At 47.6% G+C, this 23,140-nt stretch carries 19 protein-coding genes and 1 pseudogene; 8 read left to right on the top strand and 12 right to left on the bottom strand.

The window, feature by feature from the left end:
- Complete coding sequence (locus BM257_RS03325; protein ID WP_092068226.1) at positions 1-1,065, top strand: endonuclease/exonuclease/phosphatase family protein; 1,065 nt, start codon at positions 1-3, stop codon at positions 1,063-1,065.
- 39 nt (positions 1,066-1,104) lie between these two features.
- On the opposite strand, the pseudogene BM257_RS03315 reads toward BM257_RS03325, so the two are convergent.
- Together BM257_RS03315 and fabD are read right to left on the bottom strand one after the other, a co-directional pair.
- Positions 1,105-3,226 (bottom strand): annotated as a pseudogene (locus tag BM257_RS03315) (alpha-amylase family glycosyl hydrolase).
- Between the two features lie 21 nt (positions 3,227-3,247).
- Positions 3,248-4,138, bottom strand: coding sequence for an ACP S-malonyltransferase (gene fabD / locus BM257_RS03310; protein ID WP_092068220.1), 891 nt, complete (start codon positions 4,136-4,138; stop codon positions 3,248-3,250).
- A gap of 160 nt (positions 4,139-4,298) precedes the next feature.
- Between fabD and BM257_RS03305 the strand changes: the two genes are divergently transcribed.
- The gene (locus BM257_RS03305) at positions 4,299-5,816 is read left to right on the top strand and encodes a DUF4301 family protein (RefSeq protein ID WP_092068218.1); all 1,518 of its coding nucleotides are present in this window, start codon (positions 4,299-4,301) and stop codon (positions 5,814-5,816) included.
- Between the two features lie 39 nt (positions 5,817-5,855).
- Here the strand turns inward: BM257_RS03305 and BM257_RS03300 are convergent, their stop codons facing one another.
- Both BM257_RS03300 and BM257_RS03295 read right to left on the bottom strand, forming a co-directional pair.
- On the bottom strand, positions 5,856-6,314 hold the full coding sequence (locus BM257_RS03300) for a hypothetical protein (protein ID WP_092068216.1): 459 nt from the start codon (positions 6,312-6,314) through the stop codon (positions 5,856-5,858).
- 34 nt (positions 6,315-6,348) lie between these two features.
- Positions 6,349-7,443 carry an MltF family protein gene (locus BM257_RS03295; RefSeq protein WP_092068214.1) on the bottom strand — a complete coding sequence of 365 codons (1,095 nt, stop codon included), beginning with the start codon at positions 7,441-7,443 and terminating at the stop codon, positions 6,349-6,351.
- 153 nt (positions 7,444-7,596) lie between these two features.
- Here BM257_RS03295 and hisG point away from each other — a divergent pair, with 153 nt between their 5' ends.
- The 5 genes from hisG to BM257_RS03270 all read left to right on the top strand — a co-directional run bounded on the left by hisG (position 7,597) and on the right by BM257_RS03270 (position 13,345).
- Positions 7,597-8,448, top strand: coding sequence for an ATP phosphoribosyltransferase (gene hisG / locus BM257_RS03290; RefSeq protein WP_092068212.1), 852 nt, complete (start codon positions 7,597-7,599; stop codon positions 8,446-8,448).
- Between the two features lie 31 nt (positions 8,449-8,479).
- Positions 8,480-9,763 (top strand): histidinol dehydrogenase, encoded by a 1,284-nt coding sequence (hisD, locus tag BM257_RS03285; RefSeq protein ID WP_092068210.1) that lies wholly within the window; start codon positions 8,480-8,482, stop codon positions 9,761-9,763.
- 34 nt (positions 9,764-9,797) lie between these two features.
- A complete protein-coding gene (gene hisC, locus BM257_RS03280; protein WP_092068208.1) occupies positions 9,798-10,832 on the top strand; it encodes a histidinol-phosphate transaminase in 1,035 nt (344 codons plus the stop codon).
- 33 nt (positions 10,833-10,865) lie between these two features.
- Entirely contained in the window at positions 10,866-12,089 is a 1,224-nt protein-coding gene (locus BM257_RS03275; protein ID WP_092068206.1) for an MFS transporter, read from the top strand.
- A 104-nt stretch (positions 12,090-12,193) separates the two neighbouring features.
- Positions 12,194-13,345 carry a glycoside hydrolase family 5 protein gene (locus BM257_RS03270; RefSeq protein WP_092068204.1) on the top strand — a complete coding sequence of 384 codons (1,152 nt, stop codon included), beginning with the start codon at positions 12,194-12,196 and terminating at the stop codon, positions 13,343-13,345.
- A gap of 216 nt (positions 13,346-13,561) precedes the next feature.
- On the opposite strand, the gene BM257_RS03265 is transcribed toward BM257_RS03270, so the two are convergent.
- The 5 genes from BM257_RS03265 to BM257_RS03250 all read right to left on the bottom strand — a co-directional run bounded on the left by BM257_RS03265 (position 13,562) and on the right by BM257_RS03250 (position 16,691).
- The gene (locus tag BM257_RS03265; protein ID WP_092068202.1) at positions 13,562-14,317 is read right to left on the bottom strand and encodes an SDR family oxidoreductase; all 756 of its coding nucleotides are present in this window, start codon (positions 14,315-14,317) and stop codon (positions 13,562-13,564) included.
- Between the two features lie 96 nt (positions 14,318-14,413).
- On the bottom strand, positions 14,414-14,554 hold the full coding sequence (locus tag BM257_RS14695) for a hypothetical protein (RefSeq protein ID WP_177215996.1): 141 nt from the start codon (positions 14,552-14,554) through the stop codon (positions 14,414-14,416).
- 196 nt (positions 14,555-14,750) lie between these two features.
- On the bottom strand, positions 14,751-15,596 hold the full coding sequence (locus tag BM257_RS03260) for an aldo/keto reductase (protein WP_092068200.1): 846 nt from the start codon (positions 15,594-15,596) through the stop codon (positions 14,751-14,753).
- A gap of 11 nt (positions 15,597-15,607) precedes the next feature.
- The gene (locus tag BM257_RS03255; RefSeq protein ID WP_255405476.1) at positions 15,608-16,129 is read right to left on the bottom strand and encodes a flavodoxin; all 522 of its coding nucleotides are present in this window, start codon (positions 16,127-16,129) and stop codon (positions 15,608-15,610) included.
- 127 nt (positions 16,130-16,256) lie between these two features.
- Positions 16,257-16,691: a nuclear transport factor 2 family protein gene (locus tag BM257_RS03250; protein ID WP_092068196.1), complete on the bottom strand. Its 435-nt coding sequence runs from the start codon at positions 16,689-16,691 to the stop codon at positions 16,257-16,259.
- A gap of 212 nt (positions 16,692-16,903) precedes the next feature.
- Between BM257_RS03250 and BM257_RS03240 the strand changes: the two genes are divergently transcribed.
- Positions 16,904-17,719, top strand: coding sequence for a helix-turn-helix domain-containing protein (locus tag BM257_RS03240; protein ID WP_255405475.1), 816 nt, complete (start codon positions 16,904-16,906; stop codon positions 17,717-17,719).
- A 423-nt stretch (positions 17,720-18,142) separates the two neighbouring features.
- Here BM257_RS03240 and BM257_RS03235 read toward each other — a convergent pair whose 3' ends face one another.
- The 3 genes from BM257_RS03235 to ppdK form a co-directional block, all read right to left on the bottom strand.
- A complete protein-coding gene (locus tag BM257_RS03235) occupies positions 18,143-18,757 on the bottom strand; it encodes a hypothetical protein (RefSeq protein ID WP_092068192.1) in 615 nt (204 codons plus the stop codon).
- Positions 18,758-18,792: 35 nt separating this feature from the next.
- Positions 18,793-20,088 carry a Fic family protein gene (locus tag BM257_RS03230; protein WP_092068190.1) on the bottom strand — a complete coding sequence of 432 codons (1,296 nt, stop codon included), beginning with the start codon at positions 20,086-20,088 and terminating at the stop codon, positions 18,793-18,795.
- Between the two features lie 215 nt (positions 20,089-20,303).
- On the bottom strand, positions 20,304-23,024 hold the full coding sequence (gene ppdK / locus BM257_RS03225; protein ID WP_092068188.1) for a pyruvate, phosphate dikinase: 2,721 nt from the start codon (positions 23,022-23,024) through the stop codon (positions 20,304-20,306).
- Positions 23,025-23,140: the final 116 nt, after the last annotated feature.

Raw genomic sequence — 23,140 nt, 5'->3', positions numbered from 1 at the left:
ATGGGAAAACTTGCTGTTTATAAGTATGTGGCAATGATGTTTCTAGTGCTGCAACTTATTGTATCTGCCTATACCTTCTTAGGTTTATTTGGAGGTGATGTCAACCCTGCGGGCAATATGGCACGAGCCATGGTGGTCTATATCCTTCCGATATTGATTATCGCCAACTTAGTGTTACTCGTCTACTGGTTAGTACGCAAGCGTTGGTTTATTGCCATCATTCCGTTTATCACGATACTTTGCTGTATCCCGTATATCGGAACCCTTTTCCAAATACGCTCTATTGACGAGAAAGCGGTTGATGCACAAAAGGGACTGAAGATCGCAACCTATAACGTGGCAAGATTCAACAGGGAGACCTCCGGTTTCTTGGCACAAGACATACTGGCAGAGATGAAGAGACAGAAAGTGGATGTTTTCTGTATTCAAGAATATATGGAGACCGGCGGTGACATCAAAAACACTGAATCCTACAAAGAGTATTTTCCTTATGTGGCATTAGCAGGAAGGGATGTCGTTGTATTCAGCCGTTACCCCATCAAAAAGATGAAGCCCTTCCTTTTTGAAGATTCCGGACAAGCGGGTATGTATGTGGATATTGATGTGAATGGAGAGAAGATTCGTGTCTTTAATGTTCACTTAGAGACGACAGGCATCAATGGAACGATGTATAAGGCTGGAAATCTGGAAGCACAAGGCTATGACGTGAGCAAGAACCGTGTGCTGAGTGCCATTTACGGCAACTATTCGTTAGGAATGCTGTTCCGTGCCTCTCAGGCAAATATCATTGCCAACGAGATACGTTCCTCAGAAATACCGTGTATTGTGTGTGGTGACTTCAATGATGTCCCCTACTCTTACGTCTATAAGACGATGTTGGGTGACCTCGTGGACGGTTTCAAGGAATGTGGAAGTGGCGGATACATGGGAACCTACCGTGGCAAGAAAAATGTCCGTATCGACTATATCTTCCATAGTGAGAGATATAAAGGACTAGAGTATCATAAAACGGAACTGACCTACTCTGACCACTACCCAGTGTTTATGAAGATTGCATTACCATAATAAACGAAACATCCCGACCACACAGTCGGGATGTTTTGTTTATACAATCTTGAATCTCACCCTGAACGACCGTTCATGCTCGTCCCAATTGGTACCTAACATCTCGAAACGTCCTATCTGACTAGTGGAGCGTACATGTTTCCCGATACATGGACAGACATCATAGTCACCGATACGCACCAGTCGGATGGTCTCCGAAGCATCATCAGGCAGTCGGTCTGGTGACACACCTTCTGGAAGATTATCCCGGGTCACAAACTCAAAAGTAACAGGAAGGTCTTCGTCGATAAGTTCATTCATCCTCCGTTCTATCTCCCTCTCCTCCTGTCGAGAAGGTTTATGGTCGATATGAAAACTCATCTTACTCTTCTTCCGTTCGATATGCGCATTATAGGAGCGCTCACACCCGAACAACCGAATCATCGTCTGGTTCAGGAGATGCTCTGCAGTATGTGCAGGAGGATATTCCTCTTTATGATGCTCGTTTAAGATAAAATCTTCCATCTCACACTTTCATCTTTAGCACGTATCCGCCTCTTGCATCCATTGTCAGACGGATGGAACCGTCGCGTTTCAACTCTGTATCCTCTTTCTCCTTTGTCAACAGATCCACGGTAGGATATACTCCCTCTTCTATTTTCAGATAGTCGAAGGCATGAGCCGGGATGATTACATCAATTGCGACAGCATAATCATCGAAATTCACTGCTACCAACAAGAGATCCTTACCTGCTTTCCTGAGGAACACATACTGACGCTCCAACTGTGGGTTCACATACATCAAATCAAAGAACACACCATCTCTGACAGCCTTTTCCTTACGGGCTATCTGCATGACACGCTTATGAATATCAAAAAGCTGTTTCTCCTTTGCTGTCAATTTATTCTCTGCCGCACGACAAAGGGTATCAATACTCCAATAGTCGAAGATCGTCGTACGACCGTCATTACCACTGAAACCCTCTTTGTCCATACCATGCTCACCATATTCCTCTCCAGCGTACAGCATGAAAGGATTCTGTTGCATCAGCAACGAGGCTATCATTGCCGGCACGCCCTTCATGGCATCTGCCGCAAAGAAATCGCTGGCAATACGCTGCTCATCATGATTCTCCAAGAAATAGAGCATGTGGTCACGAATATCATCCGTCTGCTGCCAGGCTCCACTGATAGCACTAGTAGGAGCTTGATGACAGATGACGTTACGCATCGTGTCATACATCCCTACTTTGTCATACAGCCAATCAAAACCAGAAGCGATATAATGACGATACTCATTGGGATTATACACCTCACCCACAAAGACAACATCCTTGTATTTCCGCTTGACAATCGTTGTGGCATATGCCCAGAAATCGGCTGGTACCATCTCCGCCATATCACAACGGAAACCGTCTATACCTTTGGATGCCCAGAACAACAGGATATCTGTCATCTTCTTCCAAGTATTGGGAATCGGTTCAAAATGTCCAACGCAACCGGCATAATAATCGACACCGTAGTTCAGTTTCACTGTCTCATACCAGTCATTCCTCCCTGGAGCATTGTCGAAACGGTCATTTCCCGTTGCCTTGGCAGGTTCCTCAACATATGGTTCCTGTTCCCCATGATAAAGGTCAAAAGATGGCATAAAACGCTGACCTGGACAATAGTAAAAATTATTGTTTACCGGATCGAAACCACAGTCAGAACGGTCATCCTCACCCAAGTCCTTCACACCTGCCGGTTTACAGACAGAATGATACTGACGAGCCACATGATTTGGAACAAAGTCGATGATGACCTTCAGTCCTGCCTCATGGGTACGCGCCACCAACTGTTCGAACTCAGGCATACGCTGGTTAACATCCATTGCCAAATCCGGATCAATATCATAATAGTCCGTAATAGCATATGGAGAGCCTGCCTTCCCCTTGACGACAGCTGAGTGCTGTCGAGGGATACCATAGGCTGTATAATCAGTGACAGTAGCATGTCGGATAATTCCCGTATACCACATATGACTGATACCCATCCGCGCCATGCCTTCCAACACCTCTGGAGTAAAGTCTGCCATCTTTCCGCAGCCGTTCTCCTCGATGGTGCCGTTCTCTTGTCGTGTCGTGTTCCGATTCCCGTAAAGACGGGTGAACACCTGGTAGATGATAACCTTCTCTTTCATTATTCTGTTCCTCTAAGGAATTTATTCGATACCGTGCGCAGATACCTCTTTGTTGATCTTGGCAATCATACCCTGCAGGGCTTTACCAGGACCGCACTCCGTGAAGTCGTCAGCACCATCGGCTATCATATTCTGCACAATCTGTGTCCAACGTACAGAGCTCGTTAACTGGGCGATCAGGTTTGCCTTAATCTCTGCCGCATCCGTATGAGGCTTAGCGTCCACATTCTGATAGACTGGACATTTCGGAGTCTGGAACTCAGTCTTCTCAATAGCTGCCTGCAGCTCATCCTTAGCAGGCTGCATCAGAGGAGAATGGAAAGCGCCACCCACCTTCAGAGGCAATGCACGCTTGGCACCTGCAGCTTTCAACTGTTCACAAGCCTCGTTGATGGCTTCAATATTACCTGAGATAACCAACTGACCCGGGTTATTATAGTTAGCTGCGACACATACACCCTTGCCCATCTTGCTAACCTCGGCGCATACCTCTTCGACTTTCTCGTCTGGGAGTCCTATAATGGCAGCCATCGTGGAGGGCTGTGCCTCACATGCCTTCTGCATTGCCATTGCACGGGCATATACCAGTTTCAGACCATCCTCAAAGCTCAACGCACCGGCAGCTACCAATGCAGAGAACTCACCCAGAGAGTGACCTGCCGTCATCTCTGGCTGGAATTGATCACCCATACAGATGGCAGAGATCACTGAGTGAAGGAATACGGCAGGCTGCGTCACCTTTGTCTGCTTCAAATCCTCATCAGTACCCTCAAACATGATATCGGTAATACGATAACCCAGAATATCATTAGCCTTCTCAAAAAGTTCTTTCGCTGTGGCGTTGTTGTCATAGAGGTCCTTACCCATACCTACGAACTGTGCTCCCTGTCCGGGAAAAACAAATGCTTTCATTTTTTATCTATTTTGATTAATTTGACTTACCTTTATTAATATTCGCCGACAAAGGTACGAATTTTTTTGCTAAGTAAAGAATAATTGGCAAAACATTTGGAGTTATCATGGTTTTTCCTTATCTTTGCAGATTAGAATCTACTAAATAATTTTTAATATTATGTTATCACAACAAGACCTAAAACAACTTGCCCAGAAGGGCATCAGTGAAGCTCAGATTGAGTATCAGCTCGGACAGTTCAAAACGGGATTCCCTTTCCTGAAACTGGAAGCCGCTGCCAGTATTGAACGTGGCATTGTCGCTCCTAACGAAGCCGACCGTAAAAAGTATGTAGAGGCTTGGCAACAGTATAAGGCTGCCGGCAAGCGCGTCGTGAAATTCGTTCCTGCCTCTGGTGCTGCCAGTCGTATGTTCAAAGACATGTTTGCCTTTGTGGATGCTGACTATGACGTGCCTACTACAGATTTCGAGAAGAAGTATTTCGACAATATCGAGAAGTTTGCTTTCTATGATGAACTCGATGCTGCTTGTAAGAAGAATGAAGGCAAGGGCATCAAGGCACTCATCAGCGAAGGTAACTACAAGGCTGTCGCTGCCAACATGTTGAAGGCAGAGGGTCTCAACTACGGACAATTACCCAAGGGCTTGCTACTCTTCCACAACTATCCAGAAGGTCCTCGCACCCCTATGGAGGAACATCTTGTTGAGGGAGCGCTCTATGCTGCATCTAACGGTGAGGCACATGTACATTTCACCGTCAGTCACGAGCACATGGATCTTTTCAAAGCAAAGGTAGCGCAAAAGGCAGATGTCTATGCCAAGAAATATGGTATCAAGTACGACATCACCTTCTCTGAGCAGAAGCCTTCTACTGATACTATTGCTGCCAATCCTGACGGTACCCCGTTCCGCAACAGTGACGGCACCCTGCTGTTCCGTCCAGGCGGTCATGGTGCTCTGATTGAGAACCTCAACGAGATAGAGGCTGATGTCATCTTTGTGAAGAATATCGACAATGTGGTACCTGATCGTCTGAAACCTGAGACAGTAGAGTGGAAACAGATCATCGCTGGTGTACTCGTCACCCTACAGGAGAAAGCCTTTGAGTATCTGCGTCTGTTGGATACTGGAAAGTACAGCCATGAGCAGATTGAGGAGATCATCCGCTTTGTACAACAAGACCTCTGCTGCCGCAAGTCGGATATCAAGGAACTGGAGGATGCCGAACTGGTTATCTACTTACGCAACAAGCTCAACCGCCCGATGCGCGTCTGCGGTGTGGTAAAGAACGTAGGTGAGCCTGGTGGTGGCCCGTTCCTTACTTACAATCAGGACGGTACCGTATCGTTACAGATTTTGGAGAGCTCACAGATTGACAAGTCAAACAAGGAGTATATGGAGATGTTCACTAAAGGCACCCATTTCAATCCCGTTGACCTCGTATGCGCAGTTAAGGATTACAAGGGCAATGCTTTCGACCTGCCTAAGTATGTCGACCCGACTACGGGATTCATCTCTCAGAAATCGAAGAGTGGCAAGGAGTTACTGGCATTGGAATTGCCAGGTCTGTGGAACGGTGCCATGAGTGACTGGAGTACTATCTTTGTAGAAGTTCCCCTCGGCACTTTCAACCCCGTAAAAACCGTCAACGACCTACTACGTGAACAACATCAGTAATTTAACACAGCGAGGCTTGCCGACCGGCAAGCCTCGCTATTAGTTATCAGTTACCAATTTCATCATATATTGCATCAACGTCTTCAACCCCTCTCCACTAGGACGGGCATTGTATCCAGCCGAGCTGATTGACTCTCCGTCAGAGAACTTAGCGGTGAAAGACCATGAATACCCATCCAAGACTTCGAAGAAAGGACGGTATCTTTCCTTATACCTGTACATCTTATGCCCTTTGACGATGTCTCTCAATTCCGTAAGCACCTCTGCCTTCACTTTTTTCTCAATAATCTCACCATAGCTTTCCTTTTGAGCCTTGACAGTAACGGAACCGTCTTTCTGAAGTTCCACACACCCATAGTACCTATACCCTGCCATTGTCCCTTGCTCCGAATACTCTATCATGACCAATTGACCTTTTGGCATCCTCGAGAAAATTCCCTGTATGGACTGGGTACCCAGCCAACTACTCATCAAACTGATTAAAATCCATGTTGACATATCCTACATTTTAAAAGGTTACATATCTTAGTTTTCATATTTTATACTTTTTCTTCTCATGGACAGCTCGTTGCGGTGTGCCGGACATTCCGCCTATGGACGGAGATTTCACACCACGATAGCCGTTCCACCGCTGCATGATTTTATCGACATAACCCGCGGTCTCCGAGCCTCGCATATACCCATACTTCACGACGGGGTCGTTGTAGTATTCCGGCTGGGCAAGCATCAAGATATAATGACTGACATCCGACCAACGTTGTGGGTCACGACCGTTTTTTCTTGCCAGTGCCATCGCATCACGAACGTGGTTGGCACCACCATTATAGGCGGCTAGGATGAACTTGATGCGCTCCTGTTGATTACGGATATCTGAGAATGAGCGGTCAAGTTCACCAATGAGTTTGGCAGCAGCGGCAATACTCTTCTCCGGGTTAAACATATCCGACCGTGCCAATCCAAGATGGTCAGCCGTAGAAGGCATGATCTGCATCAGTCCACAGGCACCAGCCCACGAACGAGCCTGTGGGTCGAAGGTTGACTCTTGATAGCACTGTGCCGCCATCAGACGCCAATCCCAGCGGATGCTGCGACAGTACTGTTGGAAATAGGCGTCATAATGGGAAATGACACCCCCCTTGGCATTCAGCATAGGAGCATAGACACGGCGTTTAACAGAACGTGACGACAACAAGTAATCCTCTTCCTTCTTCACCTCATCCAACAGTTTAGGGGTATACCATTCCGTTAGCGCCTTCACCAACTGGGGTTTATCGTCACCTATCTTCCAAGCGAGTCGTTTAGACAGAGAACTGTTGCGAAACAAGATTAAGTCAGCATCCCCATCGGCAAGACGGTGTACCATCTCAAGAGAGTCACGACAGACCTCCACTCGAAGACTCACTCCTATCTTATTCGCAAAACGCTGACAGAGCATATATTCCGTACCCAGTTGCTTTCCACGATAGTCATAATAGGTCTCTGGTCCTGTCACAGCGAGTGCTATCAACTCACCATTACTGACAATTTGCTCCAAGTCGAAGTCGCCAGCAACAGAATCTGCCTCCTCTCCACCCCATGGTGTCATCGGTTCCTGTTGTTTCTTAGTACAGGAAGCCAGCAGGATCATCAACCCTAAAAGATGAATATATATACTCTTTTGCGTCAAAATCTTTGAATTTTGAGTGCAAAGGTACGATTAAGCGAGCACAAAACAAAACATTTTCTTGCAAATATGATGAGAAATGCGTACCTTTGCGCACTAAATTAGCTAATTAGTTATATGTTAAGAATTGCAGTACAGTCAAAAGGTCGTCTGTTTGACGACACCATGAACCTGCTCGCAGAGGCAGATATCAAGGTTAGTTCAGGACGACGCACACTATTGGTTCAGTCGGGCAACTTCCCATTGGAAGTGCTCTATCTCCGTGATGATGACATTCCCCAAAGTGTGGCAAGTGGTGTTGCCGACATCGGTGTGGTCGGTGAGAACGAGTTTGTAGAGCGAGGTGAAGATGCGGAAGTCATCTCTCGCCTAGGATTCTCCAAATGCCGTCTCTCCCTTGCCATCCCCAAAGAAATCGACTATCAGGGTGTAGAGTGGTTTAATGGCAAGAAAATTGCCACCTCCTACCCCAATATCCTCCGTCAGTTCATGACAAAGAAAGGTATCCATGCTGAGATTCATGTCATCACCGGTTCTGTGGAAATCAGCCCGGGCATCGGTCTTGCAGATGGCATCTTTGATATTGTCAGCAGTGGCTCTACCCTTGTGAGCAATAATCTCCGAGAGGTAGAGGTAGTGATGGAAAGTGAGGCTTTGCTGATCGGACACAAGGGAATGACGCAGGAGAAGCGTGATATCCTGGAGCAGATGCTGTTCCGCTTCAAGGCGGTGAAAGATGCTGAGGACAAGAAATATGTACGCATGAATGCCCCCAAGTCCCGTCTACAGGAAATCATCAACGTATTGCCAGGCTTAAAGAGTCCTACCATCATCCCCCTCGCCGACGACGAGTGGTGCTCTGTTCATACCGTCCTTGACCAGAAACGTTTCTGGGAGATTATCGGTAAGTTGAAGGAGATGGGAGCACAGGGTATCTTAGTGACACCAATTGAGAAAATGATTCTTTAAAGACTGAAGAACTAAAGGATTGAAAATTGAAATGAGAATCATTAAATATCCGAAACGGGAGCAATGGGCAGAGATCGTAGAACGTCCACGACTCGACCTGACGAAGCTGAACGCTACGGTGAGCAGCGTCCTTGCAGACGTGAGACAGCGAGGAGATGCAGCGGTAAAGGAATATGAGGAGAAGTTCGACAAGGCAATACTTACCTCTCTTGCTGTCACTGAGCAGGAGATGGACGAGGCGGAGCAGGCTATCAGCAACGACTTGAAGGACGCCATCATCCTCGCTCATCATAACATCAAAGTATTCCATATCTCCCAGCGTTTCGTAGGACAGAAGATCAAGACCCAGGAAGGAGTGACCTGCTGGCAGAAGAGTGTTGCCATCGAGAAGGTGGGACTCTATATCCCTGGCGGCACGGCACCACTTTTCTCTACCGTCCTGATGCTTGCGACTCCTGCCAAGATCGCTGGCTGTAAAGAAATCGTGCTCTGCACTCCTCCCAACAAGGAAGGCAAAGTGAATCCTGCCATCCTCTATGCCGCCCGTGTCGCTGGTGTCAGCAAGATTTTCAAAGCCGGCGGTGTACAGGCTATTGGTGCGATGGCATACGGTACGGAATCCGTTCCTAAGGTCTTTAAGATTTTCGGTCCTGGTAATCAATATGTGATGGCGGCAAAGCAACAGGTCAGTCTTGACGAGGTGGCTATCGACATGCCCGCAGGACCATCCGAGGTCTGTGTCCTTGCCGATGAGACTGCCAATGCTGAGTTTGTTGCTGCCGACTTATTGTCGCAGGCTGAGCACGGTATTGACTCTCAGGTTCTGCTCATCACAACCTCTGAGAGTAAACTGGAGGAGATCCATCAACAGGTTGACAAACAACTTGAAGTGTTACCACGCAAAGAACTGGCTTCCAAAGCATTAGAGAACAGTTGCTATGTACTCGTCAAAGACTATGACGAGATGATGGCATTAACGAATCTCTATGCACCAGAGCATTTGGTGATACAGACCAAGAACTACGAAGAACTGGCAGAGAAGGTCATAAACGCAGGCAGTGTGTTCTTAGGATCCTATGCCTGTGAGAGTGCCGGTGACTATGCCAGCGGCACAAACCATACACTCCCCACTCACGGATATGCCACAGCCTATAATGGTGTGAATCTCGACAGCTATTGTCGCAAGATCACATTCCAGCATCTTACTGAAGAAGGTATCCACCATATCGGTCATGCTGTAGAACTCATGGCTGAGGCAGAACAACTGGATGCCCATAAGAATGCGATGACTGTTCGTATTAAGAGTCTCACCTAACACACCTAACTCCCCTAACATACCTACCCGCCCTATGAAACCACTTGAGCAATTAGTCAGAAAAAACATCTGGAGTCTGGCACCATACAGCAGTGCCCGTGACGAATACTCTGGGAAGGAGGCACATGTGTTCCTTGATGCCAACGAGAATCCATACGGTGCGCCCTACAACCGTTATCCAGATCCATTGCAACGTGAGTTAAAGAAACAGATAAGCAAGATAAAGGGCATCCCAGAACAGATGATATTCCTGGGTAATGGCAGCGATGAGGCAATCGACCTACCCTACCGGATCTTCTGTGAGCCGGGCAAGGACAATGTGGTTGCCATCGAACCGACCTACGGGATGTATAAGGTATGTGCCGACATTAACGACATAGAGTATCGTCCTGTACGTTTAGACGAGAATTACGACTTCCAAGCAACGGACTTGCTCAAGGCTTGTGACAGCCATACGAAGATGATCTGGCTATGCTCTCCCAACAACCCTACGGGTAATTCACTCAACCGCGATGAGATCATCAAGGTCATTGAGGCTTTTGAGGGAATCGTCATTGTGGACGAGGCATATAGCGACTTCGCCCAACAACAGACTCTCCGCACGGAATTGGTGAAATACCCCAACCTCATCGTTCTCAATACGATGAGTAAGGCATGGGCACTGGCTGCTATCCGGCTCGGAATGGCTTTCGCCTCCAAAGAGATTATATCAATATATAATAAGGTGAAGTATCCGTATAATGTCAACCAGCTCACTCAGCAACAAGCGCTGGAGGCATTGAAGGACCCATACGAGATAGACAAGTGGGTGAAGACACTCCTTGCCGAGCGCAGTCGACTCATGCAAGCATTTGCTGAGCTACCCATTTGCGAGGAGGTGTATAAGACGGATGCCAATTTCTTCCTCGCCAAGATGACAGACGCGCAGAAGATTTACGACTATCTGGTCGACAAGGGTATCATCGTCCGCAACCGTACCCGTGTACAGCTTTGTCACAACTGTCTGCGTGTTACCATCGGTATGAAGAGCGAGAATAACGAACTACTCTCTGCGTTAAGACAATACTAGATACTCTGGAGTCTCTAAAAAATCCAGAAAGAGATGGAACGACTCTGGAATAGTAACTATATCAAGGTGATGACAGCAAATTTTTCGCTGTTCTTCGCCTTTTATTTGCTCACCCCATTACTACCCCTCTATCTGAGTGAGACGTTTGGAGCGACGAAGGACGTCATCGGACTGGTGCTGTCTGGCTATACCATCACGGCACTCCTCTTCCGACCATTCAGCGGCTATTTCGTCGACTCGTTTCCTCGTAAGACCGTACTACTGGTGAGTTTTGCAGCCTTTGCCATCTTTTTCGCAGGCTATCTCGCCGCAGGCACTCTCCTGCTCTTCACCATCGTCAGGACACTACACGGAGGTCCTTTCGGCGCCTTGACTGTTGCCAACTCTACCGTTGCCATTGACGTACTACCATCATCCCGTCGCAACGAGGGTATCGGCTACTACGGACTCTCTAACAACCTCGCGATGGCGATAGCACCCTCCTTCGCCATCTTTGTCTATGCGGAGACCCATAACTTCGAGCTTCTGTTCTGGCTTGCCTTTGCCATCGCCGTCTTCGGCTGGATTGTCGACGCGACGATAGAAGTAAAAAATAAGAAGAATGATGTAAGAGGTCAGACATCCGACATCAGCCGTCAGCCACCGACCATCAAACCTCGTAAACTCTCATTAGACCGTTTCTTCCTCGCCCGAGGCTGGCTGTTGGGAGTGAATATGGTGTTCTTCGGATTCTGCTTCGGTGTGTTGAGCAACTATCTCGCCATCTACGGCAAACAGGTGATGGGTATCACTGGCGGCACAGGAACATGGTTCATGCTCTGTTCCATCGGACTCATCCTCTCCCGCCTGCAAGGTGGCAAGGCTCTGCGCAAAGGACTGCTTACCCATAACGCCTCAGAGGGTATGGTCATCTCCTTAGTAGGCTACACACTCTTCGTGGCATCACCAAACATGTTCGGATATTATTCCTCCGCCATCCTCATCGGCTTGGGTAACGGTCATATGTGGCCAGCCTTCCAGAACATGATGATATCGATGGCGCATCATAACGAGCGCGGCACTGCCAACTCCACCATTCTTATCTCCTGGGATATCGGTATGGGACTCGGCATCCTTGCCGGTGGAGCCATCGCCGAGCTTTTTGGTTATACAGCTGCCTTTTGGACGGTCGCCATCACGAATGCCGCCGGTGTCCTTCTCTATTTCCTCAAGACCCGTCAGTTCTTCCTTATACGGAAGATAGAGGAAGAGGCATAATTGCAACTATATTTATATTTTTTCCTATGACAACCATTGTGTTTCAAAATATAATGTTTACCTTTGCAGCAAAGCAGAATTATTTTTAACTAAAAACAAAAAACATGAAGCATTTATTATTTTCCCTGGCACTAATCGCTGTGACGATGTTAGTACTAAGCGCCTGCGCCACCAAGAATGAGACAAATGACGGAGAGAACAACTTCCGCATTAAACGCGGAACAAACTTGAGCCACTGGCTGTCGCAGAACAATGAGGACCGTGGTGAGGCACGTGAGAAGCATATCCAGGAAGACGACTTCGCACGACTGGACTCATTAGGCTTCGACTTCGTACGTATCCCCATCGATGAGGTACAGTTCTGGGATGAGCAGGGCAACAAGCTGCCTGAGGCATGGAAACTGCTGACCTTCGCCCTCGACCAGTGTGGCAAGCACCATCTGCGTGCCATCGTCGACCTGCACATCATCCGTTCTCACTACTTCAATGCCGTCAACGAGGATGGTGCCAATGCCAACACATTGTTTACCTCGGAGAAAGCACAGCAGGACCTTATCAACATGTGGTACCAGCTGTCGGACGAGCTAAAAGGCTACAGCACAGACTCTGTCGCCTATGAGTTCATGAACGAACCCGTAGCAGAAGACCACGAGCAATGGAACCAGTTGATTGCCAAGGTACATAAGGCTTTGCGTGAGCGGGAGCCACAGCGCACACTGGTCATCGGCTCTAATCTCTGGCAAGGCTACCAGACCATGAAATACCTGAAAGTACCTGAGGGTGACAAGAACATCGTACTGTCCTTCCATTACTATAACCCCATGCTCCTGACACACTACGGCGCATGGTGGACTCCCCTCGGCAAGTATACCGGCAAGATCAACTATCCTGGTGTCCTGGTTTCGAAGGAAGACTATGAGGCAGCACCAGACTCACTGAAACCTGAACTGGAGCCATATACCAAAGAGGTATGGAACATCGACCATATCCGCGCAGACTTCAAGGACGCCATCGAGGCTGCGAAGAAATACAACCTGCAACTGTTCTGTGGTGAGTGGGGTGTCTATGAGCCAGTAGACCGTGAACTTGCCTATAAGTGGACGAAAGATATGCTGACTGTGTTTGACGAGTTCAATATCGCATGGACCACATGGTGCTATGATGCCGACTTCGGCTTCTGGGATCAGAAGAAACACGACTTCAAGGACAAACCTTTGGTGGACATGCTGATGAACAGCAAAGGACTGGAGAAGTAATATGGAAGCAACGAGACAACAAGTCTGACGACGATTCCCACCGGTTGACTGGAGTCAGCAGGTCTGTTGACTGGAGTCGACAGGGTTGCTGACTGGAGTCGACAGGGTTGCTGACTGGAGTCGACAACCGGTTAGGAAGCTTCCAACAACTGCAAAGGCAGGCTCTTCACATCGATGAGCCTGCCTCTTTACATGGATCACGCTGCCTCTACGATCTCATTTCCTTACGATCACACTACCACTCGCCTGATGGGTGGCAAGGATAAGCACCTCTGCGATCTGCACATGCTCAGGAGCATTGGCGGCATAGACGGCGACATCAGCGATGTCATCACCTGTCAAGGGCATGATACCCGTATATAGTTTCTTGGCACGCTCCTTGTCACCCCTGAAACGGACATTGCTGAAATTCGTCTCAACGAGACCAGGTTTCAGGTTGGTCACTCGGATGGCGGTGTCTGCCACATCGATGCGCAGTCCATCTGTCAGAGCCTTTACGGCAGCCTTGCTCGCACAATAGACATTCCCTCCAGCGTAGGCGGCGTCACCTGCCACAGAACCGACATTGATGATGTGACCACGATTGCGTTTCACCATTCCAGGTACCACAAGACGCGTCATCGTCAACAGACCCTTGATATTCGTATCTATCATCGTCTCCCATTCATCGAGGTCACCCTCATACTCAGGTTCCAAGCCCAGTGCCAGACCGGCATTGTTTATCAACACGTCGACAGCCTGCCATTCTGCCGGCAACTCGTCCATCAGTCTCGTAGCCTTCTCACGGTCTCTCACGTCAAAGACCAAGGTGATGACCTCAGTACCTTTGGCTGTCAGCTCCTGACGAATCTCCTCGAGCTTTTGAGCGTTACGTCCTGTCAGTATCAGCCTGTCACCATTCTCTGCGAATTTCCTCGCGCAACTAAGTCCTATACCACTCGTCGCACCTGTTATCAACACTATCTTATCCATATTAATCAGATGTTAATTTATATTATTTTGCGTACAAATAAATGAATATCTGCATCACACGGCCTAATATCTCACGTTTGAAACCTGTATCGGGCATCAACAGACGGTTGCGGAACAGCGCGAAGTCATCTGTCCCTGCCGTACAAGGACGTGCACATGATACTTGCCAACGAACTCCTTTACTTGTCGTCCGTCATGCTTCGCGTTAATCAGATTACAACCGTAAGTATCTTCCATAACTTTTATTTGTTTTTCAAAATAACGGAAGTGGGTGGCTATTTAGTGTGTCGTTGATCTCCTTCAAGAACGGAAATTCCAGCAGCTTATCAACAGGAGTTGTGGCTAAAGCCTCGTTCTGTTCCTGCGATAAGGCTGGCAGACGATGACCGCTTTGTGACGAGATAATCGCACCTGATCCACCCTCTGCTCTCGTTTAACCGTAAGTTTCAATCAAGTACTTCACAAACTGCGGGTCACCGAAATCTCTGGTGCCTGCGTCGTGCTGGTTCATCTTGGCTATATGAACCATCTCCTCGTCGCTCAGCGAGAAGTCGAAGATGTCGATATTCTGCGCCATGCGCTCCTTGTGGCTCGACTTAGGAATAGCCACGATGCCACGCTGGGTGAGCCAACGGAGGGCTACCTGAGCAGCGGTCTTGTTGTACTTGGCACCTATAGAAGCCAGTAATTCACTCTTTACGATGCCGTCAGTACCTTGTCCGCCAAGTGGATACCAAGCCATCATCTTGGTGCCAAACTCGCCATGAATCGGCTCGATTCCTGTTTGCTGAGAGAACGTGTTGCACTCCAACTGATTCACCATCGGTTTCAGCTCTACATAGTGGGCGAAGTCGAAGAAACGGCCAGCCTGGAAGTTGCTCACACCGATGGCACGAACCTTACCTGCACGATAAGCTTTCTCCATAGCCCGCCATGTGCCGAACACGTCGCCGTAAGCCTGATGGATGAGCAGCAGGTCGATATACTCCGTCTGCAACTTGCGCAGGCTCTCGTCGATGCTCTTGGCAGCCTTTTCCTCGCCATTGTTCGATATCCACACCTTCGTTACAAGGAACAGATCCTCGCGCTTGATGCCACTCTTGCGCCAGGCATTACCCACACCCTCTTCATTCTGGTAGGCCTGTGCCGTGTCAATCAGGCGATAGCCCACACTCAGCGCATCACTTACACAACGCTCACACTCGTCAGGGCTTACCAGAAACACGCCGTAGCCCAATGTCGGCATCTTGACACCGTTTGATAGTTTAATATACTCCATAATCTTCGTTATTAATATCCTAAACTATTAAGCCACTTCTCGACCTTTTTCTTTTCTGTGCGCACCTCGTGACCGTAGATGCTGAAGCCCTTGGTGACATTTGCCCCAGGGAATGCTTCCTTCACATCCTCCACACAGTTGGCCAATCCAGAACCTTCGTGAGTGGTGAAAGGAATGACGGTCTTACCCTTCAGGTCATTAACATGCTTCTTGAAGAAGGTAAACATTACTTGAGGATAAGTGCCCCACCATACGGGGCCACCGATAAACACAGTGTCGTATTTGTTTAGGTCGATGTCGCCTTCATATTCAGGCAACTCACCGTTCTTAGCCTCTTCCTTCGCAAGTTTGATCAGCGGATTGTACGCCATTCCGTCATACTTGTGCGTGATGATTTCAAACTGTTCAGCACCTGTCAGTTCCGTGATGTAGTCTGCCACAATCTTTGTGTTGCCCACTTCGATGTTTCCTACTGCGTAGTTGTCTCCCGCATGCGAGAAGAACACTACAATTGCCTTTCCGTCTTTTGCCATAAATGTTTTCCCGTTTGTCGTTGTTTGTTTATTCGCATCAGTCTCTTTCTTGCTGTTCCCACCACAAGCAGTATAAACCAGCATGCACAGAGTTGATGCAAGTATCAGTTTCAATGACTTGCCCATATTATCCCAGAGCCTGATTTGTTGACCACTCGAAATGCTGCTCACGCTCACTTATCCACCAGCGACCATCAATCTTCTCGTATTTGTCATAGTAGCGTACGGCGTGAGTGGTCAGCACATCCTTACCGTCCTGCTCAGTAACCAGTGTTGCCAATGCATAACATGTGCCTGTGGCATGAGTTTCATCTACGAAATCTACGTTCTGTTGTCCGTTCATGTGGAACGACACCTTAGCGGCACCGAAAGCCTTGTACTGACGGATCATGTCCTGCACGTCGTTTGCTGTCATGCCCAGCTTACCACCGAAATACACGTTCAGTTTGATGTCAGGACGGAAAATCTCAACGTAGCAGTCCTGGTTGTTCTTGTCACTCTCTGTTGCATAGAAGTCTACTAATGCCTTCAACTCCATGCGGTCTTGCATTCTGAAATCCATTATCTTATTCTTTTTAAGTTTCACGGTGCAAAGGTACAACGATTTTCCGGCACTTTGATTTCACAAATTGCATCACAATTTTCACTTTTTGCCTAAATCGTTCTTTTATATATAAAATAATGTGTAATTTTGCGCAGTAAAACTGCGCGAACTTGCTCATGCTCGGCAAAAAGCAAGCTTTCTGCGCTCGCTTAATCGCAATTTTGTCAGTCATGAAGGCAGATTTTCAATATTCAACAGACTTCTATGGGATGAATTCCTATGAGTTGAGCCACACCTGCATGCATCTGCTTTGCTTGACAGGTGAGGCAAGTTTTGTATTTAATGAGCATTGCTATCACATTGTCAAAAACGACCTGGTAGTGATACCGATGCCTGATCGTATCTGCAATCTGGCGGCACATGATGACTTGCAGGTAGAATGGTTTGCTGCTGATTATAAGTTCCTGCAGAACCTGCTGCCGTCGAACAACTACAGCATCGGTGGCAGTATCTCGCTGAACCAAGACCCTGTCATCAAACTAACTGAAGAACAGGCTCAGCACCTGAGAGAGGACTTCCATCGTCTGCGCGACCGCATGGACGACCGCCACTTGCAGTTCTATCGCGAGCTAATGGGCAGTCTCTGTCTGACGATGATATACGACATCTTCGAGGCCCATGCTCAACGTGAAGCCACCGATTCGCATACTGACCGCACAGCCTACATTGTAAAACAACTGATGGCTCTGCTTGCTACTGGCATCAGTCGAACAGAGCGTGATGTGAGTTACTATGCAGAGCGACTGAACGTATCTCCTAAATATCTTTCGGCCACCGTCAAACGCGTGACAGGACACAGTGTCACCTCATACATCGACCGACACACCGTACCTATATTAAAAGACTATCTGAATAATGAACGCCTGTCCCTCACCCAGATAGCAGAACTTATGAATTTTACATCGCTCTCTTACTTCAGCCGTTACTGCACCAAGCATCTTGGCCAGTCGCCCAGCGATTACCGTATGAGTCTTCAACCGAAATAAAGTGAAATCTAATTTGTTGACAGTTCATATAGCACATCTGTTATCGTATTATCTTTTGATACAACTGTATTTGCCTCTTGTCAAGATTGGTAATCTTTATCTGAACCTTGGTTGGATGCGGTACGTCATCATGCATAGACATAAGTACTTTTGCTATTACCTGTTCAACATTAAAAAAAGAGACCTGCCCAAACGGACAGGTCCCTTCTCTTTATATCAGTGTGATAATTACTCTTCGACTGCTGCCTGGGCGGCGGCTAACAGATGTTGATTATCAACGAGTTACAGAGTTATTGTAAACTACTGGCGACTCTTTTACGACACATTCTGCACGTTTTTACACGCTCATGGCAACGAAAACGTGTTTTTACGGCAGAAAAATCTATTTCTATGTCATTTTCTTGTTTTTCGCTAAATTGAAATTTACCGCTTCTGACCACTCAGCCATCTTTCAATATATTCATAATCATAACCTTTGGGCCCCTGAAAGAATACTCCAATGTGGTTTGTCTTGGATAATTCAATCTTTTCTTGAACTTGGTCAAGATTACCTAAGTGTATGTCCATCATTAGTTCGTAAATGCGGTTAGTTCGCCCCGTTGGGCAAAAAGCATCGGGATTGGGATTCTCGCTGAGGAAATGAGCAATGTCTGATTCTATGGTATTGAACGTGCTTTCCCATCGGGCGACCACATCATCTTCTGTGTAAACAGGAATTTTGTCTGTATCAAAGACAAAGTACTCCTTTAAGTGTACATCTGGAACAGCAAAACTCCCCTTGCCTCTTATACTTTTTGGTGCTTGTTTGCATTCGGGCAACTCAAATATGTCCCACCATAAATCATCAATAAAGTATGGCTTCACGGAAAGCTCAACCTGTTCCAAGACCAAATGACACAAGCTGAAATAATAGCCTGAATCTATTCTCCAATTGAGATAGCCGCTTTGTTTCCAACCAAACTTCTTTGCAACTTGTTTCCTACACTTATTTGAGACTTTCTCCAATGCGTTACGTGCTCTTGATTCTTCTCTGGTCATAATTTTAAATTCATATGTTTACATTTCTATTTTTTCTATTCTCTATTACTTGCAACTATATACGAACAGTATTTACTGAGTAGATTAGACAATGGCAAATCGCCTTTCTGGAATCGGTCAGCATCGAGTCTGAGAATTCTTTCGCAAATTGGTTTCTTACCTTTATACAAGGCATTGAGATATGGAATGCCATTTTCTTCAGTAATGCTTATCTCTGCGAAGAATTGCGTCATGTCCTCAGCATCATAGACGATGGAGTAACTTGGACGCTTGGCTCCTGGAATGTCCTCTTTCAGGATGTTCTTGTTAATCAAGTCCTGTATGTCACGTATAGCTGTGTCTTTCGAGCACTTGGCCAATGATGCCCACGTCTTTGACGTTATCTTTGCCTCATAGCCGTCAAGAAAGAGATTGAGCATCTGTGTCTGACGCTCTGTCATTGGAACTACCGATGCCTTCTGCCAGAAGAAGCTCTTATTCAGGATTGTGGTGACGATGGTGTCTGCCTCGTCAAGCGCATCCACCAACTTCTGCATGTACCACACCAACCACTCAGTAAGGTCACCATCGCCATGCTGCATCCGCTCCAAGATGTCGTAATAGTGGTTCTTGTCCTTGTTAATCTGTGATGAGACATTGTAGAAGCGGAACTCACTCTTTTCGCCACGTGCCAGAAGCATGTCTGAAAGGATACGGGCCAATCGACCATTGCCATCCTCAAACGGATGGATGCTCACAAACCAGAAATGAGCGATGGCAGAACGGATAACACTGCTCACTTGCTCTTCCCCATCAAACCAGGTGAGGAACTTTTGCATTTCCTCTTCAACACGGTCAGGCGATGGAGCGATATAGTGGATCTTCTCACGTCCGAACATCCCGCTAACAATATGCTCCTCGTTTGTTCTATATTTACCAATCTCTATCTGCCCGCCATCGCTATAGCCTGTTGGAAAGAAAGCGGCTTGCCAAGCGCACAATTTCTCTTTACTGAGGGGCATATCATAATGCTGAACCGCTTCGAGCATCACACCAACAACGGAATCGACATAATGCGAAGGAGCAGTATATTTCACGTTCTCAATGCCAAGCTTTCTGGCAATAGACGAACGAACCTGATCCACGTTCAGCCGGATTCCTTCTATTTCCGAAGAATACACTACGTCGTATGTCAGGTTCTCTGCCATCGCACGTAATTTGCTGTCAAAGCCCAGAGAGCTCAACCTCCCGTAAAGCAGACCTTGTTTACGGAATACCTTCTCTTGAAGGAGTGACACCTGCGAAGTGTCCCAACGGAAGTTTGTCCAATTGTCTCTTTCGTGTATATACATAATGCATTCCTACTTTGGGCGACATAAAACAGCGATTAACGTCGCAAATTCTGCGGCAAAAATACGAAAATAACGCTGAACTACCAAATAAAAACACAAAATATCGCATATCCTGCGGCATTTTTGCTCTACAATCGTCGGAAGCCTTCTTCTGAAGACGAAAAAAGAGACCTGCCCAAACGGACAGGTCCCTTAAATTTATATCAGTGTGATAATTACTCTTCGACTGCTGCCTGTGCGGCGGCAAGACGTGCGATGGGCACGCGGAATGGAGAGCAAGATGCGTAGTTCATGCCAATCTTAGCACAGAACTTCACACTTGAAGGCTCACCACCGTGCTCACCACAGATACCGCAACGCAAGTCAGGACGTACGGCACGACCTTCGTTCACTGCGTACTTGATGAGACGACCTACACCCTTCTGGTCGAGAACCTGGAATGGGTCAACCTTCAGGATCTTCTTGTCGAGGTATACAGGCAGGAACGATGCGATATCGTCACGGCTGTAACCGAAGGTCATCTGTGTCAGGTCGTTAGTACCGAAGGAGAAGTATTGAGCCTCCTCAGCGATACGGTCGGCAGTAAGGGCAGCACGTGGAATCTCGATCATCGTACCAATCTCAAACTCTACCTCAATGCCATACTCCTGGAACACCTCCTTAGCGGCATACTGGATGACCTCCTTCTGCTGCTTCAGCTCGTACATCGTACCAATCAGCGGAACCATGATCTCCGGCATCGGGTTCTTACCCTCCTTCTTCAACTCGCAGGCAGCGCCCAGGATAGCCTTGGTCTGCATAGCGGTAATCTCAGGGAAGGTGATACCCAGACGGCAACCACGATGACCCAGCATTGGGTTGTTCTCAGCAAGAGAGTCAACACGACGCTTGATATCCTCTACGCTGACACCCATCTCCTTTGCCATAGTCTCCTGACCAGCCAGATCGTGTGGAACGAACTCATGGAGAGGGGGATCCAGCAGACGGATGTTAACGGGCAGACCATCCATTGCCTCGAGGATGCCCTTGAAGTCAGCTTTCTGGTAAGGCAGCAACTTAGCGAGAGCCTTCTCACGTCCAGCGACACTGTCAGCGAGGATCATCTCACGCATAGCAATAATCTTCTTATCCTCGAAGAACATGTGCTCGGTACGTGTCAGACCGATACCCTTGGCACCGAAGTCACGCGCCAACTGAGCGTCGCGAGGAGTATCAGCATTGGTGCGAACCTGCAACTTGGTATACTTGTCGCAGAGGTCCATCAATTCCTTGAAGTCACCAGAGAGTTCTGCAGCCTTAGTAGGCACCTCACCAGCATATACCTGACCTGTGGTACCATTCAGAGAAATGTAGTCACCCTCCTTATATGTAACGCCGTCAATCTCAACGGTCTTGTCCTTATAGCTTACATTCAGTGAACCGACACCTGAAACGCAGCACTTACCCATACCACGGGCAACAACGGCAGCGTGAGAAGTCATACCGCCACGAGCTGTCAGGATACCTTCAGCTGCAGACATACCAGCGAGGTCCTCAGGAGAGGTCTCGATACGAACGAGCACGACCTTGTGACCATCGGCATGCCATGCCTGAGCGTCGTCAGCGTGGAACACGATCTGACCACAGGCAGCACCAGGAGATGCAGGAAGACCCTGTGCGATTACTTTCGCAGAAGTCAAAGCCTTCTTGTCGAAGACGGGGTGCAACAGTTCGTCGAGTTTCTGAGGCTCACAACGCATGATAGCGGTCTTCTCGTCAATCTTACCCTCATGGAGCAAGTCGATGGCGATCTTCACCATAGCGGCACCAGTGCGCTTACCATTACGAGTCTGAAGGAACCACAACTTACCCTCCTGAACGGTGAACTCCATATCCTGCATATCACGGTAGTGCTCCTCCAGTTTCTCCTGGATACCATTCAGCTGAGCATAGATCTCAGGCATTGCCTCCTCCATAGAAGGATATTTAGCAACACGCTCAGCCTCAGAAATACCTGCACGCTCAGCCCAGCGCTGAGAACCGATCTTCGTGATCTGCTGTGGGGTACGAATACCAGCCACAACGTCCTCACCCTGTGCGTTGACCAGATACTCACCATTGAACAGGTTCTCACCATTGGCAGCATCACGGCTGAAGCAAACACCAGTAGCAGAGGTATCACCCATGTTACCGAATACCATTGCCATGACAGATACGGCAGTACCCCACTCGTCAGGAATACCCTCCATCTTACGATAGAGAATAGCGCGCTCGTTCATCCAAGAACGGAACACAGCACAGATAGCACCCCACAACTGCTCGATAGGATCATTGGGGAAGTCCTTACCAGTACGCTCCTTGATAGCAGCCTTGAACAACTGAACGAGTTTCTTCAAGTCTTCCACAGAGAGGTCCTTATCCAGAACGACACCACTCTCCTTCTTCACCTTCTCGATGATCTCCTCAAACGGATCGATATCGGTTTTGTTGACAGGTTTCATCTCCAGTACGACATCACCGTACATCTGGACGAAACGACGATAAGAGTCGTAAACGAAGTGAGGATTATTGGTCTTCTTTGCCATACCCTCAGCCACCTCGTCATTCAGACCGAGGTTCAGGATAGTATCCATCATACCTGGCATGGAAGCACGGGCACCAGAACGTACAGAAACCAACAGGGGGTTAGCGGCATCACCGAACTTGCAATTCATCAAGTCCTCGATATGCTTAACTGCTGCCATCACATCGTCATTCAGCAGTTCCATGATTTTCTCCTGACCAACCTGGTAATACTCATTACAGCAGTCAGTTGTGATGGTGAAACCTGGAGGAACAGGAACACCAATATGGTTCATCTCGGCAAGGTTGGCACCCTTACCGCCCAGTTCCTCACGCATCTTTGCATTTCCTTCGGCTTTTCCATTACCGAAGAGATAAACTCTTTTTTGGCTCATAAGATTAGCAATGTATTATTATATTAACATTAAAATTGTTTTCAATAGTCCTGCAAAGATAATATAAAAATCTGATGTTTGCAAATTTTCGTGCCAATATTTGGTCATAATGAAAA

The organism is Prevotella sp. tf2-5, assembly GCF_900115435.1.
Lineage (GTDB): Bacteria > Bacteroidota > Bacteroidia > Bacteroidales > Bacteroidaceae > Prevotella.
Note: the sequence above shows the minus strand (reverse complement) of the source record. Positions and strands in the feature narration are given on the sequence as shown.